General features: G+C 53.3%; 20 protein-coding genes. 11 read left to right on the forward strand and 9 right to left on the reverse strand.

Annotated elements, in window-relative coordinates:
• Window positions 1-55 precede the first annotated feature (55 nt).
• The gene (locus IEV89_RS01160) at window positions 56-1,720 is read left to right on the forward strand and encodes a methyl-accepting chemotaxis protein (protein ID WP_188469576.1); all 1,665 of its coding nucleotides are present in this window, start codon (window positions 56-58) and stop codon (window positions 1,718-1,720) included.
• A gap of 87 nt (window positions 1,721-1,807) precedes the next feature.
• Here the strand turns inward: IEV89_RS01160 and ybfE are convergent, their stop codons facing one another.
• Together ybfE and ybfF are read right to left on the reverse strand one after the other, a co-directional pair.
• Window positions 1,808-2,089 (reverse strand): LexA regulated protein, encoded by a 282-nt coding sequence (gene ybfE, locus IEV89_RS01165; protein WP_188470317.1) that lies wholly within the window; start codon window positions 2,087-2,089, stop codon window positions 1,808-1,810.
• A gap of 259 nt (window positions 2,090-2,348) precedes the next feature.
• Window positions 2,349-3,131, reverse strand: coding sequence for an esterase (ybfF, locus tag IEV89_RS01170; RefSeq protein WP_188470319.1), 783 nt, complete (start codon window positions 3,129-3,131; stop codon window positions 2,349-2,351).
• A gap of 236 nt (window positions 3,132-3,367) precedes the next feature.
• Between ybfF and seqA the strand changes: the two genes are divergently transcribed.
• The gene (gene seqA / locus IEV89_RS01175; RefSeq protein WP_188469579.1) at window positions 3,368-3,928 is read left to right on the forward strand and encodes a replication initiation negative regulator SeqA; all 561 of its coding nucleotides are present in this window, start codon (window positions 3,368-3,370) and stop codon (window positions 3,926-3,928) included.
• A gap of 25 nt (window positions 3,929-3,953) precedes the next feature.
• Window positions 3,954-5,597: a phosphoglucomutase (alpha-D-glucose-1,6-bisphosphate-dependent) gene (gene pgm, locus IEV89_RS01180; protein ID WP_188469581.1), complete on the forward strand. Its 1,644-nt coding sequence runs from the start codon at window positions 3,954-3,956 to the stop codon at window positions 5,595-5,597.
• A 199-nt stretch (window positions 5,598-5,796) separates the two neighbouring features.
• On the opposite strand, the gene kdpE is transcribed toward pgm, so the two are convergent.
• The 6 genes from kdpE to IEV89_RS01210 form a co-directional block, all read right to left on the reverse strand.
• Window positions 5,797-6,486, reverse strand: a complete 690-nt coding sequence (gene kdpE, locus IEV89_RS01185; protein WP_188469583.1) for a two-component system response regulator KdpE — start codon at window positions 6,484-6,486, stop codon at window positions 5,797-5,799.
• A complete protein-coding gene (kdpD, locus tag IEV89_RS01190; RefSeq protein WP_188469585.1) occupies window positions 6,483-9,179 on the reverse strand; it encodes a two-component system sensor histidine kinase KdpD in 2,697 nt (898 codons plus the stop codon). Before kdpD ends, kdpE begins: the two co-directional genes overlap by 4 nt.
• Window positions 9,180-9,242: 63 nt before the next feature.
• Window positions 9,243-9,851, reverse strand: coding sequence for a potassium-transporting ATPase subunit KdpC (gene kdpC / locus IEV89_RS01195; protein WP_188469587.1), 609 nt, complete (start codon window positions 9,849-9,851; stop codon window positions 9,243-9,245).
• Between the two features lie 22 nt (window positions 9,852-9,873).
• The gene (gene kdpB / locus IEV89_RS01200) at window positions 9,874-11,940 is read right to left on the reverse strand and encodes a potassium-transporting ATPase subunit KdpB (RefSeq protein ID WP_188470321.1); all 2,067 of its coding nucleotides are present in this window, start codon (window positions 11,938-11,940) and stop codon (window positions 9,874-9,876) included.
• A 41-nt stretch (window positions 11,941-11,981) separates the two neighbouring features.
• Window positions 11,982-13,670, reverse strand: coding sequence for a potassium-transporting ATPase subunit KdpA (gene kdpA, locus IEV89_RS01205; RefSeq protein ID WP_188469589.1), 1,689 nt, complete (start codon window positions 13,668-13,670; stop codon window positions 11,982-11,984).
• The gene (locus IEV89_RS01210) at window positions 13,671-13,760 is read right to left on the reverse strand and encodes a K(+)-transporting ATPase subunit F (RefSeq protein ID WP_100937756.1); all 90 of its coding nucleotides are present in this window, start codon (window positions 13,758-13,760) and stop codon (window positions 13,671-13,673) included. It abuts the gene before it with no gap.
• 421 nt (window positions 13,761-14,181) lie between these two features.
• On the opposite strand from IEV89_RS01210, the gene IEV89_RS01215 reads away from it, so the two are divergent.
• From IEV89_RS01215 to IEV89_RS01235, 5 genes are all read left to right on the forward strand, one after another.
• Window positions 14,182-14,388: a DUF2517 family protein gene (locus IEV89_RS01215; RefSeq protein WP_188469591.1), complete on the forward strand. Its 207-nt coding sequence runs from the start codon at window positions 14,182-14,184 to the stop codon at window positions 14,386-14,388.
• A gap of 311 nt (window positions 14,389-14,699) precedes the next feature.
• Window positions 14,700-15,653, forward strand: coding sequence for a YbgA family protein (locus IEV89_RS01220; RefSeq protein WP_188469592.1), 954 nt, complete (start codon window positions 14,700-14,702; stop codon window positions 15,651-15,653).
• An 11-nt stretch (window positions 15,654-15,664) separates the two neighbouring features.
• Window positions 15,665-17,104 (forward strand): deoxyribodipyrimidine photo-lyase, encoded by a 1,440-nt coding sequence (gene phrB, locus IEV89_RS01225; RefSeq protein WP_188469595.1) that lies wholly within the window; start codon window positions 15,665-15,667, stop codon window positions 17,102-17,104.
• A gap of 38 nt (window positions 17,105-17,142) precedes the next feature.
• Window positions 17,143-18,126 carry an MBL fold metallo-hydrolase gene (locus IEV89_RS01230; RefSeq protein WP_188469597.1) on the forward strand — a complete coding sequence of 328 codons (984 nt, stop codon included), beginning with the start codon at window positions 17,143-17,145 and terminating at the stop codon, window positions 18,124-18,126.
• A gap of 142 nt (window positions 18,127-18,268) precedes the next feature.
• On the forward strand, window positions 18,269-19,012 hold the full coding sequence (locus IEV89_RS01235; protein WP_188469601.1) for a type 2 GTP cyclohydrolase I: 744 nt from the start codon (window positions 18,269-18,271) through the stop codon (window positions 19,010-19,012).
• A 4-nt stretch (window positions 19,013-19,016) separates the two neighbouring features.
• On the opposite strand, the gene IEV89_RS01240 is transcribed toward IEV89_RS01235, so the two are convergent.
• Entirely contained in the window at window positions 19,017-20,480 is a 1,464-nt protein-coding gene (locus IEV89_RS01240; protein ID WP_188469602.1) for an MFS transporter, read from the reverse strand.
• Window positions 20,481-20,790: 310 nt separating this feature from the next.
• Here IEV89_RS01240 and pxpB point away from each other — a divergent pair, with 310 nt between their 5' ends.
• Genes pxpB through pxpA form a run of 3 tightly spaced genes read left to right on the forward strand, consistent with a single transcriptional unit; the run spans window position 20,791 to window position 23,118 of the window.
• Window positions 20,791-21,456 (forward strand): 5-oxoprolinase subunit PxpB, encoded by a 666-nt coding sequence (gene pxpB / locus IEV89_RS01245; protein ID WP_188469610.1) that lies wholly within the window; start codon window positions 20,791-20,793, stop codon window positions 21,454-21,456.
• The gene (gene pxpC, locus IEV89_RS01250) at window positions 21,450-22,379 is read left to right on the forward strand and encodes a 5-oxoprolinase subunit PxpC (RefSeq protein ID WP_188469612.1); all 930 of its coding nucleotides are present in this window, start codon (window positions 21,450-21,452) and stop codon (window positions 22,377-22,379) included. The genes pxpB and pxpC overlap by 7 nt, the downstream gene beginning before the upstream one ends.
• 1 nt (window position 22,380) lies before the next feature.
• Window positions 22,381-23,118, forward strand: a complete 738-nt coding sequence (gene pxpA / locus IEV89_RS01255; protein WP_188470323.1) for a 5-oxoprolinase subunit PxpA — start codon at window positions 22,381-22,383, stop codon at window positions 23,116-23,118.
• Window positions 23,119-23,138: the final 20 nt, after the last annotated feature.

Genomic DNA, 23,138 nt, shown 5'->3' on the forward strand with positions numbered 1-23,138 from the left:
AGCATCCCTATTAATCCTCAAAAAAGAGACGTTATTGTTTCGCGAGAGGTACATTGTGCAATTTTTGAAAAACATTACGATCAGAACAGCGTTGCTTTCAATACTCGGTATATTTTGCGTTATGTGGGCTGGTGTATCTCTTTACACCGTTAGCTCACTCAACACACTGACTCAAAACACCAAGAGCAGTTCTGAACTCGTCAACAATATGTCGTTGATCAACAAAGGGAATGATCAGTATTTCCGTATGGTAACCCGTTTAAGTCGCGCAGTGGGGCAGCTTCAGGCTGACCCAACCCAAGGGCCGGAGATTTTTGATACCGCAAAGCAAGCCCTTGATGCCATGACTCAGGCTCTGGCAGATTTTAAGACTGTCCCTCATCCGGGTCTGGAAGAGGCGGCGATTCAGGAATTGGTCACCCGTTGGGAGAGTCTTGTTACACAAGGTGTGATGCCGTTATTTGAGGCCGCCAACAGTAAAAATATCGATGCGTATAATCAGTTAGCGAATTCAACGGTACCGTCACTGAGCCGCAATTTCGGTGCTGCAATGGGGAAAGTCAGCAGCCAGATTGCGGTGAACTTCAGCGCTGCGCAAACTCAATCCAACCGTCTAACGATGTTGAGTAAAGTGATCCAGTTGACGGCGTTTGGGATCGGCCTGGTTCTCTTGTTGCTGACTGACCGTTATTTGGTGATGGCATTAGTTAAACCGCTGGATAAAATCCGTGAGCAATTTGCGCATATTGAACGAGGCGACCTGACGCATGAATTGGAGGAGTTCGGTAAAAACTGCACAGGCAAACTGATCCCGTTGCTTAATTCGATGCAGGCCAGTCTGATCAATACAGTACAAACCATTCGTAACAGTACTCACAGTCTTTATCAGGGAGCGTCAGAGATATCAGCCGGAAACAATGATCTTTCATCACGCACCGAGCAGCAGGCATCGGCTCTTGAAGAGACGGCAGCCAGCATAGAGCAGCTCACTGCGACAGTGAAACATAATACTGACAATGCCCATCATGCCAGCCAGTTGGTCGTGGAAGCCTCTTCGACTGCCCGTAAAGGTGGCAGCATTGTGGCTGATGTTGTCAGCACGATGAAAGAGATCTCTGGCAGTTCCAAGAAGATCGCTGAGATCACCTCCGTCATTAACAGTATCGCTTTTCAAACCAATATCTTGGCGCTGAATGCCGCTGTTGAAGCTGCCCGTGCCGGTGAACAGGGACGCGGTTTTGCTGTGGTCGCCAGCGAAGTTCGGAATTTAGCGCAACGTAGTGCACAGGCTGCCAAAGAGATCGAACAACTGATCAGTGAGTCGGTATCAAGAGTTGACAGTGGATCAAAATTGGTGGAAACCGCCGGCTCGACCATGGATGACGTGGTGCGATCGATAACGCACGTCACTGACATCATGGCTGAAATTGCCTCGGCGTCAGATGAGCAAAGCAAGGGCATTAGTCAGGTTGCCATTGCCGTCACACAAATGGACAGTGTCACCCAGCAGAACGCTGCGCTGGTTGAAGAAGCATCACAGGCTGCGGTATCGCTGGAAGAACAGGCTTCATTGCTCAACAACGTGGTGGCGACGTTTAAGCTGAAAGACAACCTCTCTCGCGTTGGGGCAAAGCCAAACAGCGCGATTTCTGCGCCATTATTGCGGCCTGATACGGGAATGATTTCGGTAAAAAGTTCTGAAAACTGGGAAAAATTTTGAGTGATGTAGTGAACATGTTGTGAAGTGGGAAGTCTTGAATTAAAAAGAGAAACCAACGGGTAGCCAGAAAGGGGTACCCGTATTCAATCAGCCTTGATGACCGTTAAGATGGGCTAAAAGCATCTCTTCAATCAATTCGCTACGACTGATATTGCGTTCTTCTGCCAGCTTATTGAGCGTATCAACAGCCTCAGCATTCATTTTCAGCTCTACGCGACGCAAACCACTCGCTTTATCTCGACGTAACTGGTTGCGCTTGTTGATCCTGAGCTGTTCATCACGGGATAGCGGATTTGTTTTTGGACGTCCCGGACGGCGGTCATCTGCGAACAGATCAATCGTCGTGCGATCCAGTTGTTCTTTTGCCATAGGTAGCGGTACAACCAGGAAAGTTACATCGGAAAACGGCACGCCGTTTCAGACGGTTGCCTTATATATTTCGGGTTAAATAACCCTAACCCTATTTGCCCTGCACCACGCGGTACAACAGAGCGTGAGAAGGCAAAATTTCAGCGCGCAATCATACCCCAGCCACGCTGGGGTTCACAACGGTTAAAAGCCCTGAATTATGGCTAAGTGGTTAAGTTATGCAGCCTTTTTGCACAATTTATCCCCAGCTTATTAAACATCAGGCTTCATCGATGAAACGGTGTACAGCACGCAGTACGGCTTCAGGTTTTTCGGCATGTACCCAATGGCCGGTTCCGGCCACCACATGCGCCCGCGCCTGCGGAAATTGACTGGCAATGGCGTCGCGATATTTATCCTGTACATAAGGCGAAAGTCCTCCGCGAATAAACAGCGTCGGATGCGGCCATGCAGGAATGTTCTCCCAGCCGGTGATCTTTTCGTACTCGTCCATCAATACAGGCACATTAAAACGCCATTCTCCCTGTTGGAATGATTTCAGCAGGAACTGAATCACGCCTTCCTCCTTTATATACTCACGCATACATGCGGCGGCGGCACTGCGATCGCTGATGCTGGCATGGGTTACGGCGTTAATAGCGGCAAATATCTCGTCGTGGCGGTGCGTCTGGTAATCCACCGGTGCCACGTCAATGACCACCAGTTTTGCTACCCGATCTGGGGCCAGCGCGGTCATCGCCATCGCAGCTTTACCGCCCATGGAATGGCCGATAACAAGAGCTTTCTGTAAACCCACATCATCCATTGTTTCCAGTAAATCCTCCGCCATTGCTGCGTAAGACATATCATGGGAACGTCCTGATTGACCGTGATTACGCATATCGACCTGCAACAAGCTATGCTGTTGTTTCAGGTCACGAGCCAGCACGCCTAGGTTATCCAGCGTGCCGAACAAACCGTGGATCAGCAAAACTGGTAAGGTGGCTATTTCTGGTGTGGCGGATCCTTGCAGACGGTAATGTAATTTCATGGCGAAGTTCATACAGAGAAACAATCTCATTAGGTTATCATGAGTGGCTGAAAATTTTTAAAACGGAAAGTTTTCTGTGAGACAACTGAGTGGGATATGACAGTGCTGAGCCAACAGATGAGTGCGCGAGAGGGAAGTAGGGTTAAATCTGCTTTTTGTGCCGCGCCACTATTCAGCTGTTTGCTGGTGCAGATAAATTTGTATAATCCTTTCAAATGAATTTAGTAGAAAAACAGTACTGGAAAAAGATGAAAACTATTGAGGTTGACGAAGAACTCTACCGTTATATTGCCAGCCATACGCAGCATATTGGTGAAACAGCGTCGGATATTTTGCGCCGTATGCTGAAGTTTTCTGCAGGTCAGGAAGTGAAGTCTACACCTGCCGTTGCGAGCTCAGCGGCGTCGGTTGTTGCTGCCGCCCAAGAGAGAGCCCCTGCGGTTGCTGCTAACACCGCGCGTGACAAAGTTCGTGCTGTGCGAGAACTGCTGCTTTCTGATGAGTACGCGGAGCAGACCAAAGCCGTAAACCGTTTTATGCTTATTCTGTCTACGCTGTATTGCCTGAATCCTAAAGAATTCGCTGTCGCGACAGATTCCCTTCGTGGCCGCACGCGCACCTATTTTGCTGGTGACCAGCAAACGCTGTTGCAAAATGGCATTCATACCAAACCTAAACACGTTCCCGGAACGCCGTATTGGGTGATCACAAATACCAACACAGGTCGCAAACGCAGCATGATTGAACACATCATGCAATTGATGCAGTTCCCGGTGGAGCTGACAGACAAAGTGTGCGGCACCCTCTAATTTTCAGCATAAGGGAGAAGCGTCCGTGGCTAATCACCCCCGTGCAGGGCAACCTGCTAAGCAAAGCGATTTGATTAACGTGGCGCAGTTGACGTCACAATATTTCGTGCTGCAACCCGACCCAGCGAATACTGCGCATGCGGTGAAATTCGGTACTTCCGGCCACCGAGGCAGCGCAGAGCGCCACAGCTTTAACGAGAATCACATTCTGGCCATCGCTCAGGCGATCGCCGAAGTGCGTAAAGAGCATGGTACTACCGGTCCGTGCTACGTGGGCAAAGATACCCATGCGCTGTCGGAGCCGGCTTTTATTTCTGTGCTGGAAGTGCTGACCGCTAACGGCGTTGACGTTATCGTTCAGGAAGACAACGGCTTCACGCCGACGCCTGCGGTATCGCATGCGATCCTCACCCATAATCTTAAAGGCGGCGCACTGGCTGATGGCATTGTTATCACGCCATCACACAACCCTCCTGAAGATGGTGGCATCAAATATAATCCTACCAACGGCGGACCGGCTGATACCGATCTGACGTCGGTGATTGAAAAACGTGCCAACGCTCTGCTGGCCGCTAAACTCGACGGTGTACAGCGCCAGACTCTGGATGCTGCCTGGAAAAGCGGACACCTGACTGCGATTGATTTAGTTCAGCCTTACATTGAAGGCTTGGGCGATATCGTTGACATGAAAGCGATTCAGAAAGCGGGCCTGAAGCTGGGCGTTGATCCGCTTGGTGGCTCCGGTATTGAATACTGGAAACGCATCGCGGCACATTATCAGCTAGATTTAACGCTGGTGAATGACTCGGTAGACCAAACTTTCCGCTTCATGCATCTCGACCATGACGGAGTGATCCGCATGGACTGTTCGTCTGAATTTGCCATGGCTGGCCTGCTGGCTCTGCGTGACAAGTTCGAGCTGGCCTTTGCCAATGATCCGGACTATGACCGTCACGGTATCGTCACGCCGAAAGGGTTGATGAATCCGAACCACTATCTGGCCGTTGCTATCCAATATCTATTCCAGCATCGCCCGCAATGGGGCAAAGAGGTGGCTGTAGGTAAAACGCTGGTGTCCAGCGCGATGATCGACCGCGTGGTCGAAGATTTGGGCCGTAAGCTGGTGGAAGTGCCAGTTGGTTTCAAATGGTTCGTTGACGGTCTGTTCGATGGCAGCTTTGGTTTCGGTGGTGAAGAGAGTGCGGGGGCTTCCTTCCTGCGCTTTGATGGTACGCCTTGGTCTACGGACAAAGACGGTATCATCATGTGCTTGCTGGCGGCGGAGATCACGGCCGTCACCGGTAAAAATCCGCAGGAACATTACGATGAGCTGGCTGCCCGTTTCGGCGCACCAAGCTACAACCGTATTCAGGCACCGGCCACGCATGCACAGAAAGCGGCGTTGTCTAAACTTTCACCTGAACAGGTAACCGCTGACACTTTGGCTGGCGACCCGATCACCGCGCGTCTGACGAATGCACCGGGTAATGGTGCTTCTATTGGCGGTCTGAAAGTGATGACAAAAAATGGCTGGTTCGCCGCGCGCCCGTCGGGTACAGAAGAAGCTTACAAGATTTACTGTGAAAGTTTCCTCGGTGCTGAACACCGGGAAAAAATTGAGAAAGAAGCTGTGGATATTGTCAGCAAAGTGCTTGCCGACGCGAAGTAAGCTAGTTTCTAATCCTTATCAAAAGCGCTGAATATTCAGCGCTTTTTTTATGTCTGTTGTTTAGAAATAAAAAAGATATATCTAAATGACACCACTTTTAAGGATCGTATCTATGTTAAGTAAACTGTTTGAAGGCCGTCATTTATCTGATGCTGCTCGAAGAGCAGGGTTTCTTCGAAGCGGTCGCGACCACGGCACCTTAAGGCAGAAAGCGGTAGCCGACACCCGTTTCAGTCAGCAGATGACGTGGACGGGTGGCATCTGCTTCCAGTTTCTGGCGCAAATGGCCCATATAAATACGCAGATAGTGATTGTGTTCGACGTAGTTCGGGCCCCAGACATGGCTCAATAACTGGCGTTGAGTGATCACTTTACCGCTGTTAGCCAGCAGCTCAGCCAACAGGCGAAATTCAATCGGTGTCAGGTGACAATCTTCCCCGCTTCGCTGAACGCGGCGGTTGATTAAATCTACCGTGACATCTGAAAAGGTGACCAGTGGGCTCTCTTGGTTACCGCCCGCATGCCGACGCAACGCCACGCGTACCCTGGCCAGCAACTCGCCGACGCCAAATGGCTTAGTCAGAAAGTCATCGGCACCCGCATCCAGTGCGGCAATCTTGTCCTCTTCGCGGGTTCGGGCCGACAGCACGATCACCGGGATACTGCTCCAGTGGCGCAAATCACGAATGTACGTCAGGCCATCACCGTCCGGCAAACCGAGATCGAGAATAATCAGATCCGGTTTGCGGGTGCCGGCTTCAATCAATCCTCGTTGCAGTGTATCGCTCTCAAATACGCGTAAACCTTCTCCTTCCAGCGCGGTACGGACAAAACGCCGGATCTCTTTTTCATCTTCAACAATCAAAATATTAATGGGGGAAGCAGTCACAGATCCTCTTTCATGTCAGTTTCCATTTCGGGCAGACTTTCGAGCGGCAGACGGAAGCGGAAACGCGCACCGCCGTTCGGACCATTTTCGGCCCAAATCCGTCCGTCGTGCACATCAATAATGGCACGACAAATCGCTAACCCCAAGCCTACGCCCGGTATTGCGGATTCTTTATTACCGCGAGAGAACTTGTCGAAGATGGCACGTTCACTGCCGGGCACGATCCCCGGGCCGTTATCCCATACTTCCATCTCCAGCCAGTCGTCCAACGGCGTGGCACGGATACCGATGATGGCTCCGGTGCCTGCATATTTATGGGCATTCTCCAGCAGGTTGATGAACACGCGTTCGAGCAGGCTGCCATCGCAGTTGACCAGCAATAACGTCTCTGGCAATGCGATCTTTATTTCATGGGAACTGAGCACGGTTTCCAGCATTCGCAAGGCGCTGCCGACAATCTCCTCGACCGACTGCCACTCTTTACGCAGATTAAAACCGCCTGATTGAATCCGCGCCATATCCAGTAAATTGTTCACCAGACGCGTGGTACTCAATACCTGTTGGCGGATCTGGTTGGCTTGCGGGCCGTGTTTTGACCCCTCAGCCGCCAGATCCAGGGTCAGTATTTCGGCCTGACCAAATAGCACGGTCAGCGGCGTACGCAAATCATGGGAGAGGGCGGACAGCAGGGAGTTACGGAGTTGCTCTCGTTCGGTGTCGAGTCGTGCAGATTCAGCGCTGGCCGACAGATGCAGGCGCTCCAGGGCGTTGGCAATCAGTACGGTAAAGGTCTGTAACAACCGCTGCTGTTCCGGCACCATCAGTTGGCGCACGTTAGCTGGCTCAACCGCCAGTAGACCGAGTGATTGACCGGATGCCACCAGCGGTAGAAGCTGATAAGGCACGCCTGGCAGGGTATCGGTGCCGGCCCCGGCGGGCATCTGTTTATCGAAACTCCAGCGTGCTATGGCGTCATCCACCATAATGCTGGCGCCTTCTGCGAAAGCGGCCAGCTGTAAACTGCCATTCTCCTGCGGCAACAGCACCGCTGTTTTGGCGTTAAGACTGGAGGAGATAAAGTGGCGGCTGGTCTGTGCAACGGTCTCTGGCGTCAGCGCCTGACTCAGTCCTTTTGACATCTCATAAAGATGTTGCGCCCGTTTTTCGCGGTGGCGGGCGATGCGTGCCTGATAGCGGACTCCGGCGGTCAGATTACCAATCAAAATACCGACAATCAGCATAACCACGAAGGTCACCAGGTATTGCGCGTCAGTGACCGCCAGTGAACCGCGTGGCTGCACGAAGAACAAATCAAAGCTGACGACGTTGATCACGGCCGCCAGCGCTGACGGCCAACGACCATAAAACAGTGCCACGACGACCACACCGAGTAGGTAGACCATGACCAGGTTGGCTTGATCGAAGGTGGGTAACAGCCACTGGGAAAACACAGTGATCACTGCACACAACGCTACGGCAACTGCGCAGCCTTGCAGCTGGCGGCTGAATTTCTCGGCGAAAGTACGCACATCATGCTCTTTACGCGTCTGGACCTGCGGGGCATCTTCCAGCCCGACAATGATCAGATCCAAATCCGGGCCGATGCGGGCCAGACGGTCAGCGAAACTGCCGCCTATTCTCCAGCGTTGCTCTTTACGGCGGCCCATGATGATTTTGCCCAGCCGGTGTTCACGAGCGTAGCGTAAAATCCCCTGATCCTCCTGCGGGTCCGAGAGGGTAGCGGTTTCAGCGCCCAGTTCCTGGGCCAGTTTCAGCGAGCGTAAAATCCCCCGGCGCTGGCCTTCCGGTAGGCGGTGCAGACGCGGTGTTTCAACATAAACCGCGTGCCAGACGCAGCCCAATTTGGCGGCCAGACGCGAGGCCACGCGCACCAGTTTTTCATTGCCGCCGCCATGTCCAATGCACAACAGCAACGCATCGCGAGTATGCAATACGCGGTGAACACCCCGATCATCACGGTATTCGCGCATCTGGCCATCAACCCGGTCGGCGGTACGGCGCAGCGCCAGCTCACGCAGGGCAATCAGGTTGCCTTTACGGAAAAAATGCTCAATGGCGCGCTCGGCCTGACCGGGAATATAGACTTTGCCCTCTTTCAGACGCTGACGCAGCGAATCGGGCGGCAGGTCTACCAGGACCACTTCGGTAGCATCATCAAACAGGCGATCAGGCACGGTTTCACGAATAAGAATGCCAGTGACGCCGCTGACCACATCATTCAGGCTTTCCAGATGCTGGACGTTGACGGTGGTGAAGACGTCAATACCCGCGTCGAGTAACTCTTCAATATCTTGCCAGCGTTTGGGGTGGCGTGAACCCGCGGCATTACTGTGCGCCAGTTCGTCCATGAGAATCAGTGCCGGATGGCGGGCGAGGGCAGCATCAAGATCAAACTCCTGCACCTGACGCCCACGATGTTGAATACGCTTCAGCGGCAATAGGCTCAGGCCCGGCAGCATCGCTTCGGTCTCTTTACGGCCATGAGTTTCCACCACGCCGATCAGAACGTCCAGACCCGTGACACGCAGTTGTTTTGCCTCCTGTAACATGGCGTAAGTCTTCCCGACGCCAGCGCAGGCACCGAAAAAGACCTTCAACTGCCCGCGAGGTTTCTCATTGGCTAGTGCCAGAAGAGTATCCGGGTCGGGTCGGTTTGATTCTTCAACCATCATGATCCTTGTTTAATTTAATGCCGAACGGGCGCAGCTTGCTGCGCCCTGAATAGATTCGGCTGGCTACTGTGCTGGCTTTATTTGATCCAATGCATGGTTTAATTGCACCACATTCACCACGGTTGGGCCGAGAAAATTCACCAGCGGCGAGGCGGTATTATCATCAATCAATTTAGTCACTTGCGCCACCGTTAAACCACGGGCGCTGGCGACGCGCTGAGTCTGCCATTGTGCCGCTTCCACAGAGATTTGCGGGTCTAAACCACTGGCGGATGCTGTGACCAGATCCACCGGAACCTGTGGTGAACTTTGCGGATTGGCCCGGCGCAGTGCCGCCACGCGATCAGCCACGGCTTTGTCCAGCGCCGGATTGCTCACTGCCAGGTTGCTGCCACCGGATGCCATTGCATTATAGGGTGTATCGGATGTCGCCGACGGGCGTCCCCAGAAATAGTTATTGTGGGTAAAATTCTGCCCAATCAGTTCAGAGCCTATTAATTTATCACCGTCCATAATCAGTGACCCTTGCGCCTGCTTATGGAACAGGGCAGTTGAAATGCCGGTAGTGATCAGCGGGTAAATTACCCCGGTCGCCAGCGTCAGTAATATCATCATCACGATAGCCGGACGGAGATAACTGTGGCGGGTACTTTTGATTGTCGTAACAGACATGTGCATTGTCCTCAAAGAAAGCTTAGCTCAAATGTAAAACGGTCAGAATCACGTCAATTAGCTTGATACCCGCAAACGGCACCAGCAATCCACCCACACCATAAATCCACAGGTTACGGCGCAATAGCGATGCGGCACTCATGGCTTTATAACTGACACCGCGCAGCGCCAGCGGGATCAGAAACACAATCACCAGGGCGTTGAAAATAACCGCTGACAAAATGGCGGACGACGGTGAGTGCAAGTGCATCACGTTCAGCGAATTCAGCTGCGGATAAGTTGCTGCGAAGGCTGCCGGAATGATGGCGAAATACTTGGCAACGTCGTTGGCGATGCTGAAGGTAGTCAGTGAGCCGCGGGTCATCAGCATCTGTTTACCAATGTGCACCACTTCGATCAGCTTGGTCGGGTTGGAGTCCAAATCGACCATATTACCGGCTTCTTTTGCGGCCTGAGTCCCGGAGTTCATCGCGACCGCCACGTCCGCTTGCGCCAGCGCCGGGGCATCATTGGTACCGTCGCCGGTCATTGCGACTAAACGGCCTTCGGACTGGTATTGACGAATCAATGCCAGTTTGGCTTCTGGTGTGGCTTCGGCCAGAAAATCATCTACACCCGCTTCGGCAGCAATCGCAGCGGCGGTCAGACGGTTATCCCCGGTGATCATCACCGTTTTGATGCCCATCTTACGCAGTTCGGCGAAGCGCTCTTTAATGCCGCCTTTGACGATATCCTTCAGCTCGACCACGCCAAGTACACGGGCACCTTCGGCCACAACCAGCGGAGTGCCGCCTTTGCGGGCGACGGTTTCCACCAGCCCTTCGATGGCCTGCGGGAAGTGACCCCCGTTGGATTCCACATGACGGCGGATGGCGTCGACGGCACCTTTACGAATGCTGCGATCGCCGATGTTTACGCCGCTCATGCGGGTTTGTGCCGAAAAGGGCACAAAGGTAGCATTAAGCGAATGAATGTCGCGCTCACGCAGATTGAAGCGCTGTTTTGCCAGCACCACGATACTGCGGCCTTCTGGCGTTTCGTCGGCCAGCGAAGACAACTGTGCGGCATCGGCCAGTTCCTGCTCCGTGACTTGCGGCGCTGGCAGGAACTGCGATGCCTGTCGGTTACCTAAAGTAATGGTGCCGGTTTTATCCAGTAGTAACACGTCGACATCACCGGCCGCTTCTACCGCACGGCCACTGGTGGCGATCACGTTGGCTTCCAGCATACGACTCATCCCTGCCACGCCGATCGCCGACAGTAGGCCACCGATGGTGGTTGGGATCAGACAAACCAGCAGCGCCACCAGCACGGTAACTGACACCGGAATACCTACGTGGCTGGCGTCCACGCTAAACAGTGAGAACGGATACAGCGTCGCGGTTGCCAGTACGAATACCAGCGTCAGTGCGACCAACAGAATGGTCAGCGCGACTTCGTTTGGTGTTTTTCGACGTTTCGCGCCTTCTACCATGGCGATCATCCGGTCGAGGAAAGTGTCGCCAGGGTTAGCCGAGCACTCGACAATCAGCCAGTCAGACAGCACGCGGGTACCGCCGGTGACGGAGGAGAAGTCACCACCGGACTCGCGGATCACCGGCGCAGACTCACCGGTGATCGCGCTTTCATCCACCGAGGCGCCACCGACCAGGACTTCACCATCGCAGGGCACGGTATCACCGGCTTCAATCAACACCATATCGCCTTTACGCAGCTCGTCCGCCGCGACTTTACTCACCGGCGAATCAGGGCGCGGTTCGTTAATCTTTTTCGCCCAACTGGTTTTCTGTACCCCTTTCAGACTTTCTGCCTGCGCCTTACTGCGACCCTCGGCCAGCGCTTCGGCAAAATTGGCAAACAGTACGGTGAACCACAGCCACAGTGACACACTGCCGGTAAATCCGGCGCTGCCATCCGTTTGTCTAAAAAGAATAGCCAGCCAGATTACCGTGGTCAGGATACTGCCCAGGTAAACCACGAACATCACCGGGTTTCGCCACTGGACCCGGGGATCCAGTTTCTTCACCGAGTCGATCACCGCGGTGCGGAGCAGGCGCGAATCAAACAGCGCACGTTTCTTACGAGTCATTTTCTTCATCTCACTGTTCATGAATCAACGGGGTCATGGCATTACTGTGCTGACCACACTTGCAGATGCTCTGCAACGGGGCCCAGAGCCAACGCAGGAATGAAAGTCAGCGCACCGACTAACAGTACGGTACCGACCAGTAGGCCGATAAACAGCGGGCCTGAAGTCGGCAGCGTACCGTTACCCGCTTTCTGGCGTTTTTTCGCGACCAGTGAACCTGCGATGGCGAGAACCGGTAAGATCACCCCGAAGCGGCCAACGAACATACATATAGCCAGCAGCACGTTGTAAAACGGTGTATTGACGCTCAGGCCCCCGAAGGCGCTGCCGTTGTTGTTAGCGGCAGAAGAGACGGCGTACAACACCTCGCTGAAACCATGTGCGCCAGGATTGAGTATTCCTGCGCGTCCGGCATCGGTGACCAGTGCCAGCGCGGTGCCAAGCAACACCAGTGTTGGCGTGACCAGGATCGCCAGCGCGGTCATCTTCATGTCGTAAACGTCAATCTTCTTGCCGAGATATTCCGGTGTGCGGCCAATCATCAGACCCGCGATGAATACCGTCAGAAGGACGAACAGCAGCATGCCGTAAAGACCTGAACCCACACCGCCAAATACCACTTCACCAATCTGGATAAGCCACATCGGCATCATCCCGCCCATGGCGGTGAAGGAGTCATGCATCGCGTTTACCGCACCGCATGAGGCCGCCGTGGTGATTGCGGCAAACAGGCTGGATGCCAGGATGCCGAAACGACTCTCTTTGCCTTCCATATTGATATTGCTGGTAGCGCCGAGCTGGGTGAAATGCGGGTTACCTTGCAGTTCGGCGTACATGATAACGACCACTGAAACGACAAAAATCAGCGACATGGCCCACACCAACGCATGGCCCTGACGGTTGTCACCAACCACGCGGCCAAAGGCGAAGCACAGGGCACAAGGGATGAGGAAAATCGCCAGCATCTGCACCATGTTGCTCAGTGCCGTTGGGTTTTCAAATGGATGAGATGAGTTAGCGCCAAAGAAGCCGCCGCCATTGGTTCCAAGCATCTTGATCGCTTCCTGCGAAGCCACCGGCCCCATCGGCAACGTTTGTTGCAAACCTTCAAGTGTGGTGACGTGCTGATAGGCTTCAAAGTTTTGCAGCACGCCTTGGCTGACGAAAAAAAGGGCGATCAGCAGCGATATTGGGAGCAGCAGGTAAATGGTGATACGCCACAAGTCAGTCCAGGCGTTACCTATTGTTTGTGCCGAAGGGCGTGCAAAAGCACGAATCAGCGCAAAGGCTACGGCAATCCCGGTGGCCGCGGACAGGAAGTTTTGCACCGTTAGGCCAACCATTTGGCTCAAATAGCTCAGCGTATTTTCGCCGCTATAGGCTTGCCAGTTAGTATTAGTGACAAAACTGACGGCAGTGTTAAAGGCCAGATCCCATGACAAACCGCCAAAATTCTGCGGGTTGAGCGGTAATGAGCCTTGCGCCATCAGCAGCGACATCAGAATCACCATCCCCAGAATGTTGAAAACCATGATCGCCAGTGCGTATTGCCACCATGTCATTTCGGTTTTAGCGCTGCCCGCCGTGTGTAATATCCCTCGTTCAAACCCTTGTAAAAACGGAACAGGTTGACCTTCAATCAACTGAGCAATAAAACTGCCCAGTGGTTTCGAAAGCAGCAATAGCACCAGCATAAAACTGGCGATAAGTAAGAATGCCGAAGCTGCCATTTAAAATTCCTCCGCATTCAGCAAGGCATAAACCAGATAGCCGAGCAGCAAAAGAACCAGCAGTGCGCCGCAGATTACGCCAACAGTCACAGTCCACCTCCACAGGTGTGTTTTTTATATGGCAGCGAGAATAGGAAAATGCGGGGAAAGATCCTGAAAAGATAAGGGGCTCGGGTGTAAATAAAGTATAAAAATGGCTGAAAATGAAACTGAAATGAAACCTATGTGATGTACTTATTTAACTTTTTCGTAACCGAGTTACAGCCATAGATAAAAAATGGCGTTTTTTTACACATTAAGTGGTCAGACGAGTAGTAAACTTTCATCAATTACGATAAAATTTGTTCAATTTCCATCAACCTCAAATTTATACCCAATGGACTTCAAGTCGTAGACAGGCGGCCAACCAGTGAATCCTTGTGCTTACTTAAGTCAGTGACCGGGATGAGAGAGGACTGCCAACCATGCGATGGCTTGAAAGACGAAGGGGATTGCCGAAAGGAGCAACGCTATGTCTGATTACACGCCGTATACGCTGACCCGTATTATCACCCGCCGCGCTCTGGTGCTGGCCGCTGGCCTGCTGGCATTACCGGTGATGCTGTTCCGCCAGGACCGCGCCCGCTTTTACAGCTATTTACACCGCGTCTGGCTAAAAACCAGCGATAAACCGGTCTGGCTGAGCCACGCCGAGGTCGCTACCCAGGACTTTTACTAAACCTTTGTTGTCTTTGGCGCACCCGTAGTGTTAGCTGCAGGTGCTCGCCCGAATCAACGACTTTAGTCAATTCATCGAGATTCTCGTGTTTTCTGCCTTGCTGTAACGTTAATGACTCAGTGGATTTGCCTCATTTAATGAAGGTTTTCTCACTACCTGCTTTAACCCCGATTAGCCGATCGGGGTTTTTTATTGCCTGAATCCCAAACCTGTACAACATTATTTTTTTGTATAACTTATACTGAATCATAACGAAGGTTGATGAATGTTCTTCTTCAACCCTTTTTCCACATGAGAGTCAGGGAGTCGCCATGAGTGAACATATTCCGGTTGGGATCAGCGCCTGCCTGTTAGGGGAAAATGTCCGGTTTGATGGCGGACATAAGCGGTTGGCGTTTGCCGTCGAACAACTGGCACCTTATGTGCGGTTCGAAGCGATTTGTCCGGAGATGGCGATTGGCCTCCCGACGCCAAGGCCTGCGCTGCGCCTGGTCAGGCTCGATGACGGCGTGGCGATGCGTTTTAGCAATGATGAAAGCATCGATATCACTGAGAAAATGCAAGGCTACGCTGAACAGCGCATCGAACCACTCGGGCATTTATGCGGATATATCCTGTGTGCCAAATCGCCAAGCTGCGGTATGGAGCGCGTGCGGGTATACAGCGCTAACGGCAAAGATGGCAAAAAAGTGGGTGTGGGCATTTACGCCGCGGCGCTGATGAAACGTTTCCCGTGGTTGCCGGTGGAAGAAGATGGCCGCCTGAATGATCCGGTGCTGCGTGAGAATTTTGTGGAGCGAGTATTTGCGCTGTACGAGCTGAATCAGCTGCGCGCCAGCGGTCTGACGCGCGGAAAACTGATGGATTTCCACAGCCGTTACAAACTTTCACTGTTGTCGCACTCCCAGCCACAATACCGGGAGCTGGGTCGTTTTGTGGCCAGTATGGCTGAGTGGTCGTCGCTGGAAGACTACTTCATTGAGTATCGCCAGAGACTGATGGATTTGTTGCAACACAAGGCCACGCGCCGCAACCACACCAACGTGCTGATGCATGTACAAGGCTACTTCCGCAGCCAACTGAATGCACATCAACGGCAGGAGTTGACCCAGCTTATCGACCGTTATCGTCAAGGTGTGCAGCCCTTACTGGCCCCGATTACCTTGCTGAAGCATTACATGTCGGAATATCCAGATGAGTATCTGGCCGGTCAGCGCTATTTCGAACCCTATCCTGAAGCTCTGCGCTTACGTTACGGACACTAAAAAGGATCTTTATGACCACGCATCTCGTCTGGTTTCGCAATGATTTGCGCATGACCGACAACCGCGCGTTGCACGCCGCCTGTGAAGATCCGCAGGCGCGCGTGATGGCCGTCTTTATTGCCACGCCCGAGCAATGGAAACAGCATGAGATGGCACCGCGTCAGGCGGCGTTTATTTATCAGCATCTTCAGACGCTGCAACATTCGCTGGCCGAACGCAGGATCCCGCTGCATTACCATCAGTGCGATGATTTCGTGGACAGCGTGAACTGGCTGAAAGCGTTTTGCGCCAGCGAAAAGGTGGATGCGCTGTTTTACAACAAACAGTATGAAATCAACGAACGCCTGCGCGATGACGCGCTGGAAAAAGCGGTCAGCTCAGACGTATTGTGCCATGCGTTTGATGACAGCCTGCTATTACCGCCGGGTTCGGTTACCACCGGCGAAGGCTCGATGTATAAGGTGTATACGCCATTTCGGCGCGCTTTTCTCGACCGCCTTACGGAATCCGACAGCCGTTCACTGCCTGCGCCGAAAGCCCGCAACACCCAGAATGACGTGAGTTTACATCGGCTGACACCCTTCGACTTTCCTCAGCAGTCGGTCGGTGAAGACTTTCCTGTCGGTGAAGAGGCCGCGCGCGATCGTCTGCGCACATTCTGCCGTGAAACCGTGCAGGATTACCTGGGACAGCGTGACCTGCCGGCCGAGGATGGGACCAGTTTGCTATCGCCGTATCTGGCCATTGGCGTGTTGTCACCGCGCCAATGTTTTAACCGTCTGCGCACTGAATGTCCGGACGTACTCGAACGCCGAGACGGTGGTGCCTTCGGTTGGCTCAATGAGCTGATATGGCGTGAGTTCTATCGCCATCTACTGGTGGCCTGGCCGAAACTTTGCAAACATCAGCCGTTTATCGAATGGACCGACAACGTGAGCTGGCGTCATGCGCCACAAGATTTACAAGCGTGGAAAGAGGGTAAGACCGGCTATCCCATTGTCGATGCCGCCATGCGTCAACTCAACGATACCGGCTGGATGCACAACCGGCTGCGGATGATTGTCGCGAGCTTTTTGGTAAAGGATTTGCTGATCGACTGGCGCGAAGGTGAGCGCTACTTCATGTCGCAATTGCTCGATGGTGATCTGGCCGCCAATAACGGCGGCTGGCAGTGGGCCGCATCGACAGGGACGGACGCTGCACCCTACTTTCGTATTTTCAACCCGACCACTCAGGGCGAAAGATTTGATACGGCGGGTCGTTTTATTAAAACCTGGGTGCCGGAGTTGAGCCATGTCCCAGAAAAAGCGATCCATCAGCCGCATCGTTGGGCGGAGAAACAACAGTGCGTGTTAGACTACCCGGCACCGGTTATCGATCACTCCCTCGCCCGCAAAGAGACGCTGGCGGCGTTCGAATCGGCAAAACGCAGGAATCAGCCAACGGGCTGATCACCCAAAGAATTCTTCACCACACACGGAGCGATGTGATGAAACACAAGATGTTGGCGCTGATCCTGGCGTGTACTGCCGGTCAGGCAATTGCTGGTTTTAACGTAGTGGCGCTTGGCGTTGACGGCGGGGTGGAAGAGGGGAATCTCACTTCCTATTTGATTCGCAGTGACTCTCAAAAATTGTATCTCGGGTTGGATGCCGGTTCGGTTCTGCCCGGCATCAGCAAGGCGCTGGAAAAAGGGGCTTTCCCGCAGGTGACGGTGGAAAATTCCGCACCTTATACCCCACAGGGCGCGGTGTTCCGCAATTTGATCGGGGGTTATTTCATCAGTCATGGTCATCTCGACCATCTCGCCGGGCTTATCATCAGCTCGCCGGAAGACAGCCGCAAACCGATTTACGGCTCCGCAGACACTATTGGCACTCTGCGGCAGCACTACTTCAATGGCCGAGTGTGGCCGAATTTCAGTGATTCTGGCAGCGGTATGCGCATAGGCACCTACCGGCTGAATGCGCCGCGTCCGGCACAGCGTTTCTCCATCGGACTGACTGGCCTGGATGGTACTATTTATCCGCTCAGCCACGGCGGTACCCCTTCGAGTATGATTTTAGTCAGCCGTAATAATGAGTCTTTTGCCTATTTTGGCGATACGGGCCCGGATGCAGTGGAAAAATCCAAAAACCTTGAGACCATCTGGCGGGTGCTGAGTGGAGAAGTGAAGGCTAAACGGCTGAAAGGTATCATCATTGAAACGTCGTATCCAGACGGCGTGTCGGACAGCAAACTGTTTGGCCATTTAACACCGGTCTGGCTGCTGAAAGAGTTAAAAGTGTTGGAGCAAAACAGCGGGGGTAATGGTTCACTCAACGGGCTGACCGTGATCATCAGCCACATCAAACCCAGCCTGAAAGCTGATGCCGATCCGCAAGCCGAGATTATGCAGCAACTTTCAGCCGGCGATGCGCTGGGCGTGAAATTTGTGCGTTTACAGCAGGGTGATTCGCTGAAGCTTGATTAACTCAATCAAGCGACCCACTTATGGCTTTCGCTTTCAGGCTAATCTGCCGTACAACAGGGGGCTTTATTGTGCGCGTTTTTGGGGCATGGCGACTCATGGGTTATTATCCATCCTATAGACCCTAACAGAGATACCTACCGCCATGAATAACCTTCAGCTAGAAGCCCTGATCAATCATAAACTCGACGTTAATAGCTTCCAGGATTACGCACCCAACGGTTTGCAGGTGGAAGGTTGTACTGACGTCAGGCGGATTGTCACGGGTGTAACGGCCTCACAAGCACTGCTCGATGCCGCAGTGGAGTATCAAGCGGACGCTATCGTCGTACACCATGGCTATTTCTGGAAAAACGAACCGGCGGTGGTTCGCGGCATGAAGCGTCATCGCCTGAAAACCTTGCTGCTCAACGACATTAATTTATACGGTTATCATCTGCCGCTCGATGCGCATCCGCAATTGGGCAATAACGCTCAGTTAGCAAAAATGTTTGGTATCCAGGTGCAAGGTGAAGTGATGCCGCTGGTGCCTTACGGTGAGCTGGATGTTCCGCTGAGTGGTGAGGCGTTGCGTCAGCGTATAGAAGTATTGCTCGACCGAAACGTATTGCACAGTGCACAGGGCGGGCCGGACGAAATCCGCCGTGTTGCTTGGTGTTCAGGTGGTGGTCAGGGCTTTATTCAGCAGGCTGCGGAGTTTGGTGTTGATGCGTATATTAGCGGTGAAGTTTCAGAACAAACTATTCACATTGCCCGCGAAATGGGCTTGCATTTTTACGCCGCAGGCCATCACGCCACCGAACGTTACGGCGTGAAAGCACTGGGTGAATGGCTTCAAAGCGAACATGGATTTGAGGTTAAATTCATCGATATCGATAACCCAGCGTAACAGTCTATTTTGTTTGCTTTTCTGCCTCGGTCAACGCATCTTCCGGTACGCTGTCTTCCAGCAGAGTAAAGGCACGTTGTAAGCCGGTGTCGGCGTCCGGATCGGCACCCTGCGGTGCAAACTGGCTCTCTTCTTCGGTTTCATCCTGCGCCGTATTTTCATTGGCGATGTCATTGGCGGCGGCATCTTCGCTGCTCATTTCCGGCGCGGGCATGGTTTCCTGAATCATCTGTTCATCGAATGCCGGGTTTAGTGCAGGTGAAAGAGGCGAGCTACTCAAGCTGTCCGGCATGGCGATATGCGGCAGCGGAGCATCTACCGCCATAACCCTCTCCTCTTCCTTGGCGGACGTTCGGCTCAATGCCACGATCCCGACACCACACAGTGCGAAGAACGCGTACAAAATATTCCCGCCCAGCGGTTCAATCAGCGCACCTACTGCCAATGGCCCAATACAGGCTCCGACCCCAAAGGCCATCAATAGACAGGCGGAAAGTGACACGCGCCGCTCTGGTTCAATCATGTCATTTGCCAGCGCGACCACCAGTGGATAGAGCGTAAATTGCATCAGGCTGACAATAAACCCAATGCCAAGCAGCATTGGGAAAGAGATATGCGTGAGGATCGCCAATGGCAACGCGACCAGTGCCAGCAGTATGGCGTTGATGCGCATCAGCATATTACGGTTGTAGTGATCGGACAGCCAGCTTAGAGGGAACTGGGCCAGCAGGCCGGCGAAAATCGCCAGCGCCATAAACAGGCCCGTTTGCTGGGTACTAAACTCCTGCTGGCTCGAATAAATGGGTGCCAGACCATAGAACGAACCGACCACCATGCCGATCACTAGGGTGATGGCCAACACTTTGGGAATAGCACTGATAAAGAATTTGAGCTCCATAGGAGCAGGAGACATATGCCCGACATTGGTTCGCGTGGTCAGGGCAATCGGCACCAGACAAAGGGCGAAACAGAGTGCGATGATGATGAGTGTGCTCATTCCCAGGCCATCGCTGACCATCAGAACCACCTGGCCAAGCGACATACCCAGATAGGATGCCACCATATAAAAGCCAAATACCACACCGCGTTGCGCTGGTTCAGCCTGATCGTTCAGCCAGCTTTCCAGTACCATATACTGCACCATCATACACAGACCGATGATCAGCCGAAGGACCACCCATATCGGGATCATTTCAGTTAAACCATGCCCGAGAACGGCGGCGGTGATGATCCCAGAGCAGGAGACGTAAGCGCGGATGTGGCCCACGCGAGCGATCAGGAAATGCCCGATTTTACCGCCGATAACTAACCCTGCGTAATTGGCAGCAATGATCGCCCCGATCATTGCGCCACTGACATGGATAGCCGACAGCCTTAAAGAGATGTAGGTGGTGAGTAAACCGGAGCCGAGCAGCATCAGCAACGTGGTGGTATATAGCGGAAAAAATACGGCCAGCGGCTTTTTCACTGTCATCCCTTTGTATTTGAATGTGCAGCACTCTTTGCTGCGCTTTAGAACCCGAATCCTTCACTGCTCTCGATCAATAAAAAAGGCAGCCCATCTGGGTTCTTTCTCTTGCTGCTGCTTCAATTATTCTGGGTAGAAGACAACAACAAGGGTGAGAGTAGCAGTTGAAACCCACGGGCGAAACCCGAAGGGTTGGAAACAGGTCGTTGTCGAGTTGACATCGTCGGCCTGTTTCGCGCATAACTGTTTCCAGTCTAACGATTTTTTGCGGTTAATGTGTATCACAGCCATCTTTTCTTAGGAGTGTTTAGTGCAACGAGCACGATGTTATCTGCTGGGCGAACGCGCGGTCGTACTGGAGCTTGAGCCACCGGTCTCTTTGGCGAGCCAGCAACGGATCTGGGGTCTGGCACAACGTTTGCTGGACCACTGCGTCTATCCAGATGTCCGTGAAACCATTCCGGGAATGAATAATCTGACCGTGTTGCTAAACGATGCGCAGGGTTCTGCGCTGGATGCCATAGAGCGTTTACAACGCTGGTGGGAAGAGAGTGAGGCTATTGAACCCGAATCACGGCTGATTGAGATCCCAGTGGTTTATGGCGGCAGTGGAGGCCCCGACCTGGCGTTTGTCGCACAGCATACTGGTTTGAGCCCGCGTCAGGTGGTCGATATGCACTCTGGCGCTGAGTACATTGTCTATTTCCTCGGTTTTCAGCCCGGTTTTCCTTATCTTGGAGGAATGCCTGAAGCCCTGGCGACTCCGCGTCACGCTGAGCCACGCCTGGCCGTGCCAGCCGGTTCTGTGGGTATCGGCGGCGGCCAGACAGGTATCTATCCGCTGATCACCCCAGGCGGTTGGCAGGTGATCGGCCATACGCCACTGGCGATGTTTGATCCACAAAAGTCCCTGCCAGCGTTGTTGTGCCCAGGCGATAAAGTCCGCTTTGTACCGCATAAGGATGGCGTATGTTAAACATTCTTCGCGCAGGAATATTTACCACCGTGCAGGATTTAGGCCGTAGCGGCTATCGTCAATTTGGCGTTAGCCAGACGGGGGCGTTGGATATACCTGCGCTGCGTATTGGCAATTTGCTGGTGGGTAATGATGAAAACGCAGCGGGTCTGGAAATCACTCTCGGCCAGTTCAGTACTGAATTTACTCGTGCGGGCTGGATTGCGCTGACGGGGGCGGGCTGCCACGCTGAACTGGATGGAAAATCCCTCTGGACCGGCTGGCGTTATGCCGTAAAACCGGGTCAGAGACTGAGCATGAGAACCCCAACGCGCGGAATGCGCAGCTATCTGGCAGTCTCTGGTGGCATAGATGTCCCTGAGGTGTTGGGCTCACGGAGCACCGATCTGAAAACCGGTTTCGGCGGTTTTTTCGGGCGGCCGCTACGTGATGGTGACCATCTGGCGATCGGTAAAAATGAGTCGGAACCGAAGCAATCTCTCGGTGTTAAACAGCTGCTGTTCGGCAATCGCATCCGCGCATTGCCGGGTCCTGAATATCAAGAGTTCAGCACGGAGGCTCGCGACGCTTTCTGGCGTACTTCCTGGCAGCTCAGCCCGCAGAGTAATCGTATGGGTTACCGTCTCCATGGTAATGCACTTAAACGTGACACTGAACGCGAAATGCTGTCACACGGTCTGTTACCGGGCGTCGTTCAGGTGCCACATGCGGGTCAACCGATCGTGCTGATGGCGGATGCCCAGACCACCGGTGGTTACCCGCGTATTGCTTGTGTGATTGAAGCTGATTTGTACAATCTGGCGCAAATTCGTCTTGGTGAACCGGTGCATTTTGTGAAGTGTTCACTGGATGAAGCGCAAACGGTATTACATGAGCAGCAGCGGTTTATCGAGCAGATAAAGTGGGGTCTGCATGGGCGCTAACATTACTGTGGATTTGAATGCCGATCTTGGCGAAGGCTGCGCCAATGACGAAGCCCTATTGCAACTGGTCAGCTCGGCTAACATCGCCTGCGGATTTCATGCTGGCGATCCACAGATCATGCAACAGTCAGTCCGCTGGGCGCTGAAATATGGTGTGGCGATTGGCGCTCACCCCAGTTTTCCTGACCGTGAAAATTTTGGGCGCACGGCCATGCAATTACCGCCAGAGACCGTCTTTGCTCAGGTGGTCTATCAGCTCGGTGCACTGGGCGCCCTCTGTCATGCCGAAGGCGGCAGAATGGTTCATGTCAAACCACACGGCATGCTCTACAACCAAGCGGCGACCGATCCCCTGCTTGCCGAGGTCATTGCTCGGGCGGTCTTCAGTGTTGACTCGACATTGCGACTTGTGGGACTAGCTGGCAGTGAATTGATTCGTGCCGGTGAACGTTTGGGCCTGACAACCCGTCAGGAAGTTTTTGCCGACCGTGGCTATCAAAGCAACGGCACACTGGTGCCACGCAGCCAGCCTGGTGCGCTAATTGAAAGCGATGAACTGGCCTTACAGCAAACGCTGATGATGGTGCAGCAACAGACGGTCATCAGCCGCGATGCGGTCCGCGTTCCGGTACAGGCGGATACTGTCTGCCTGCACGGTGACGGCGAACATGCTCTCGACTTTGCCCGCCGCTTGCAGGAAGCGTTCCGTGAACAGGGTATTTTGGTCAGCGCAGGCTGATTTTGTTAACAATATCAGGA

Source organism: Hafnia psychrotolerans, assembly GCF_014639435.1.
GTDB classification, from domain to species: domain Bacteria; phylum Pseudomonadota; class Gammaproteobacteria; order Enterobacterales; family Enterobacteriaceae; genus Ewingella; species Ewingella psychrotolerans.

Coding starts and splice junctions, on each gene's coding strand:
- kdpD (WP_188469585.1), bottom strand. CDS start 9,179: ATGATGGTTGAAGAATCAAACCGACCCGACCCGGATACTCTTCTGGCA.
- kdpB (WP_188470321.1), bottom strand. CDS start 11,940: ATGACTCGTAAGAAACGTGCGCTGTTTGATTCGCGCCTGCTCCGCACC.
- IEV89_RS01220 (WP_188469592.1), top strand. CDS start 14,700: ATGAGTGAACATATTCCGGTTGGGATCAGCGCCTGCCTGTTAGGGGAA.
- pxpC (WP_188469612.1), top strand. CDS start 21,450: ATGTTAAACATTCTTCGCGCAGGAATATTTACCACCGTGCAGGATTTA.
- kdpA (WP_188469589.1), bottom strand. CDS start 13,670: ATGGCAGCTTCGGCATTCTTACTTATCGCCAGTTTTATGCTGGTGCTA.
- IEV89_RS01215 (WP_188469591.1), top strand. CDS start 14,182: ATGTCTGATTACACGCCGTATACGCTGACCCGTATTATCACCCGCCGC.
- IEV89_RS01235 (WP_188469601.1), top strand. CDS start 18,269: ATGAATAACCTTCAGCTAGAAGCCCTGATCAATCATAAACTCGACGTT.
- phrB (WP_188469595.1), top strand. CDS start 15,665: ATGACCACGCATCTCGTCTGGTTTCGCAATGATTTGCGCATGACCGAC.
- kdpC (WP_188469587.1), bottom strand. CDS start 9,851: ATGTCTGTTACGACAATCAAAAGTACCCGCCACAGTTATCTCCGTCCG.
- IEV89_RS01230 (WP_188469597.1), top strand. CDS start 17,143: ATGAAACACAAGATGTTGGCGCTGATCCTGGCGTGTACTGCCGGTCAG.
- ybfE (WP_188470317.1), bottom strand. CDS start 2,089: ATGGCAAAAGAACAACTGGATCGCACGACGATTGATCTGTTCGCAGAT.
- seqA (WP_188469579.1), top strand. CDS start 3,368: ATGAAAACTATTGAGGTTGACGAAGAACTCTACCGTTATATTGCCAGC.
- ybfF (WP_188470319.1), bottom strand. CDS start 3,131: ATGAACTTCGCCATGAAATTACATTACCGTCTGCAAGGATCCGCCACA.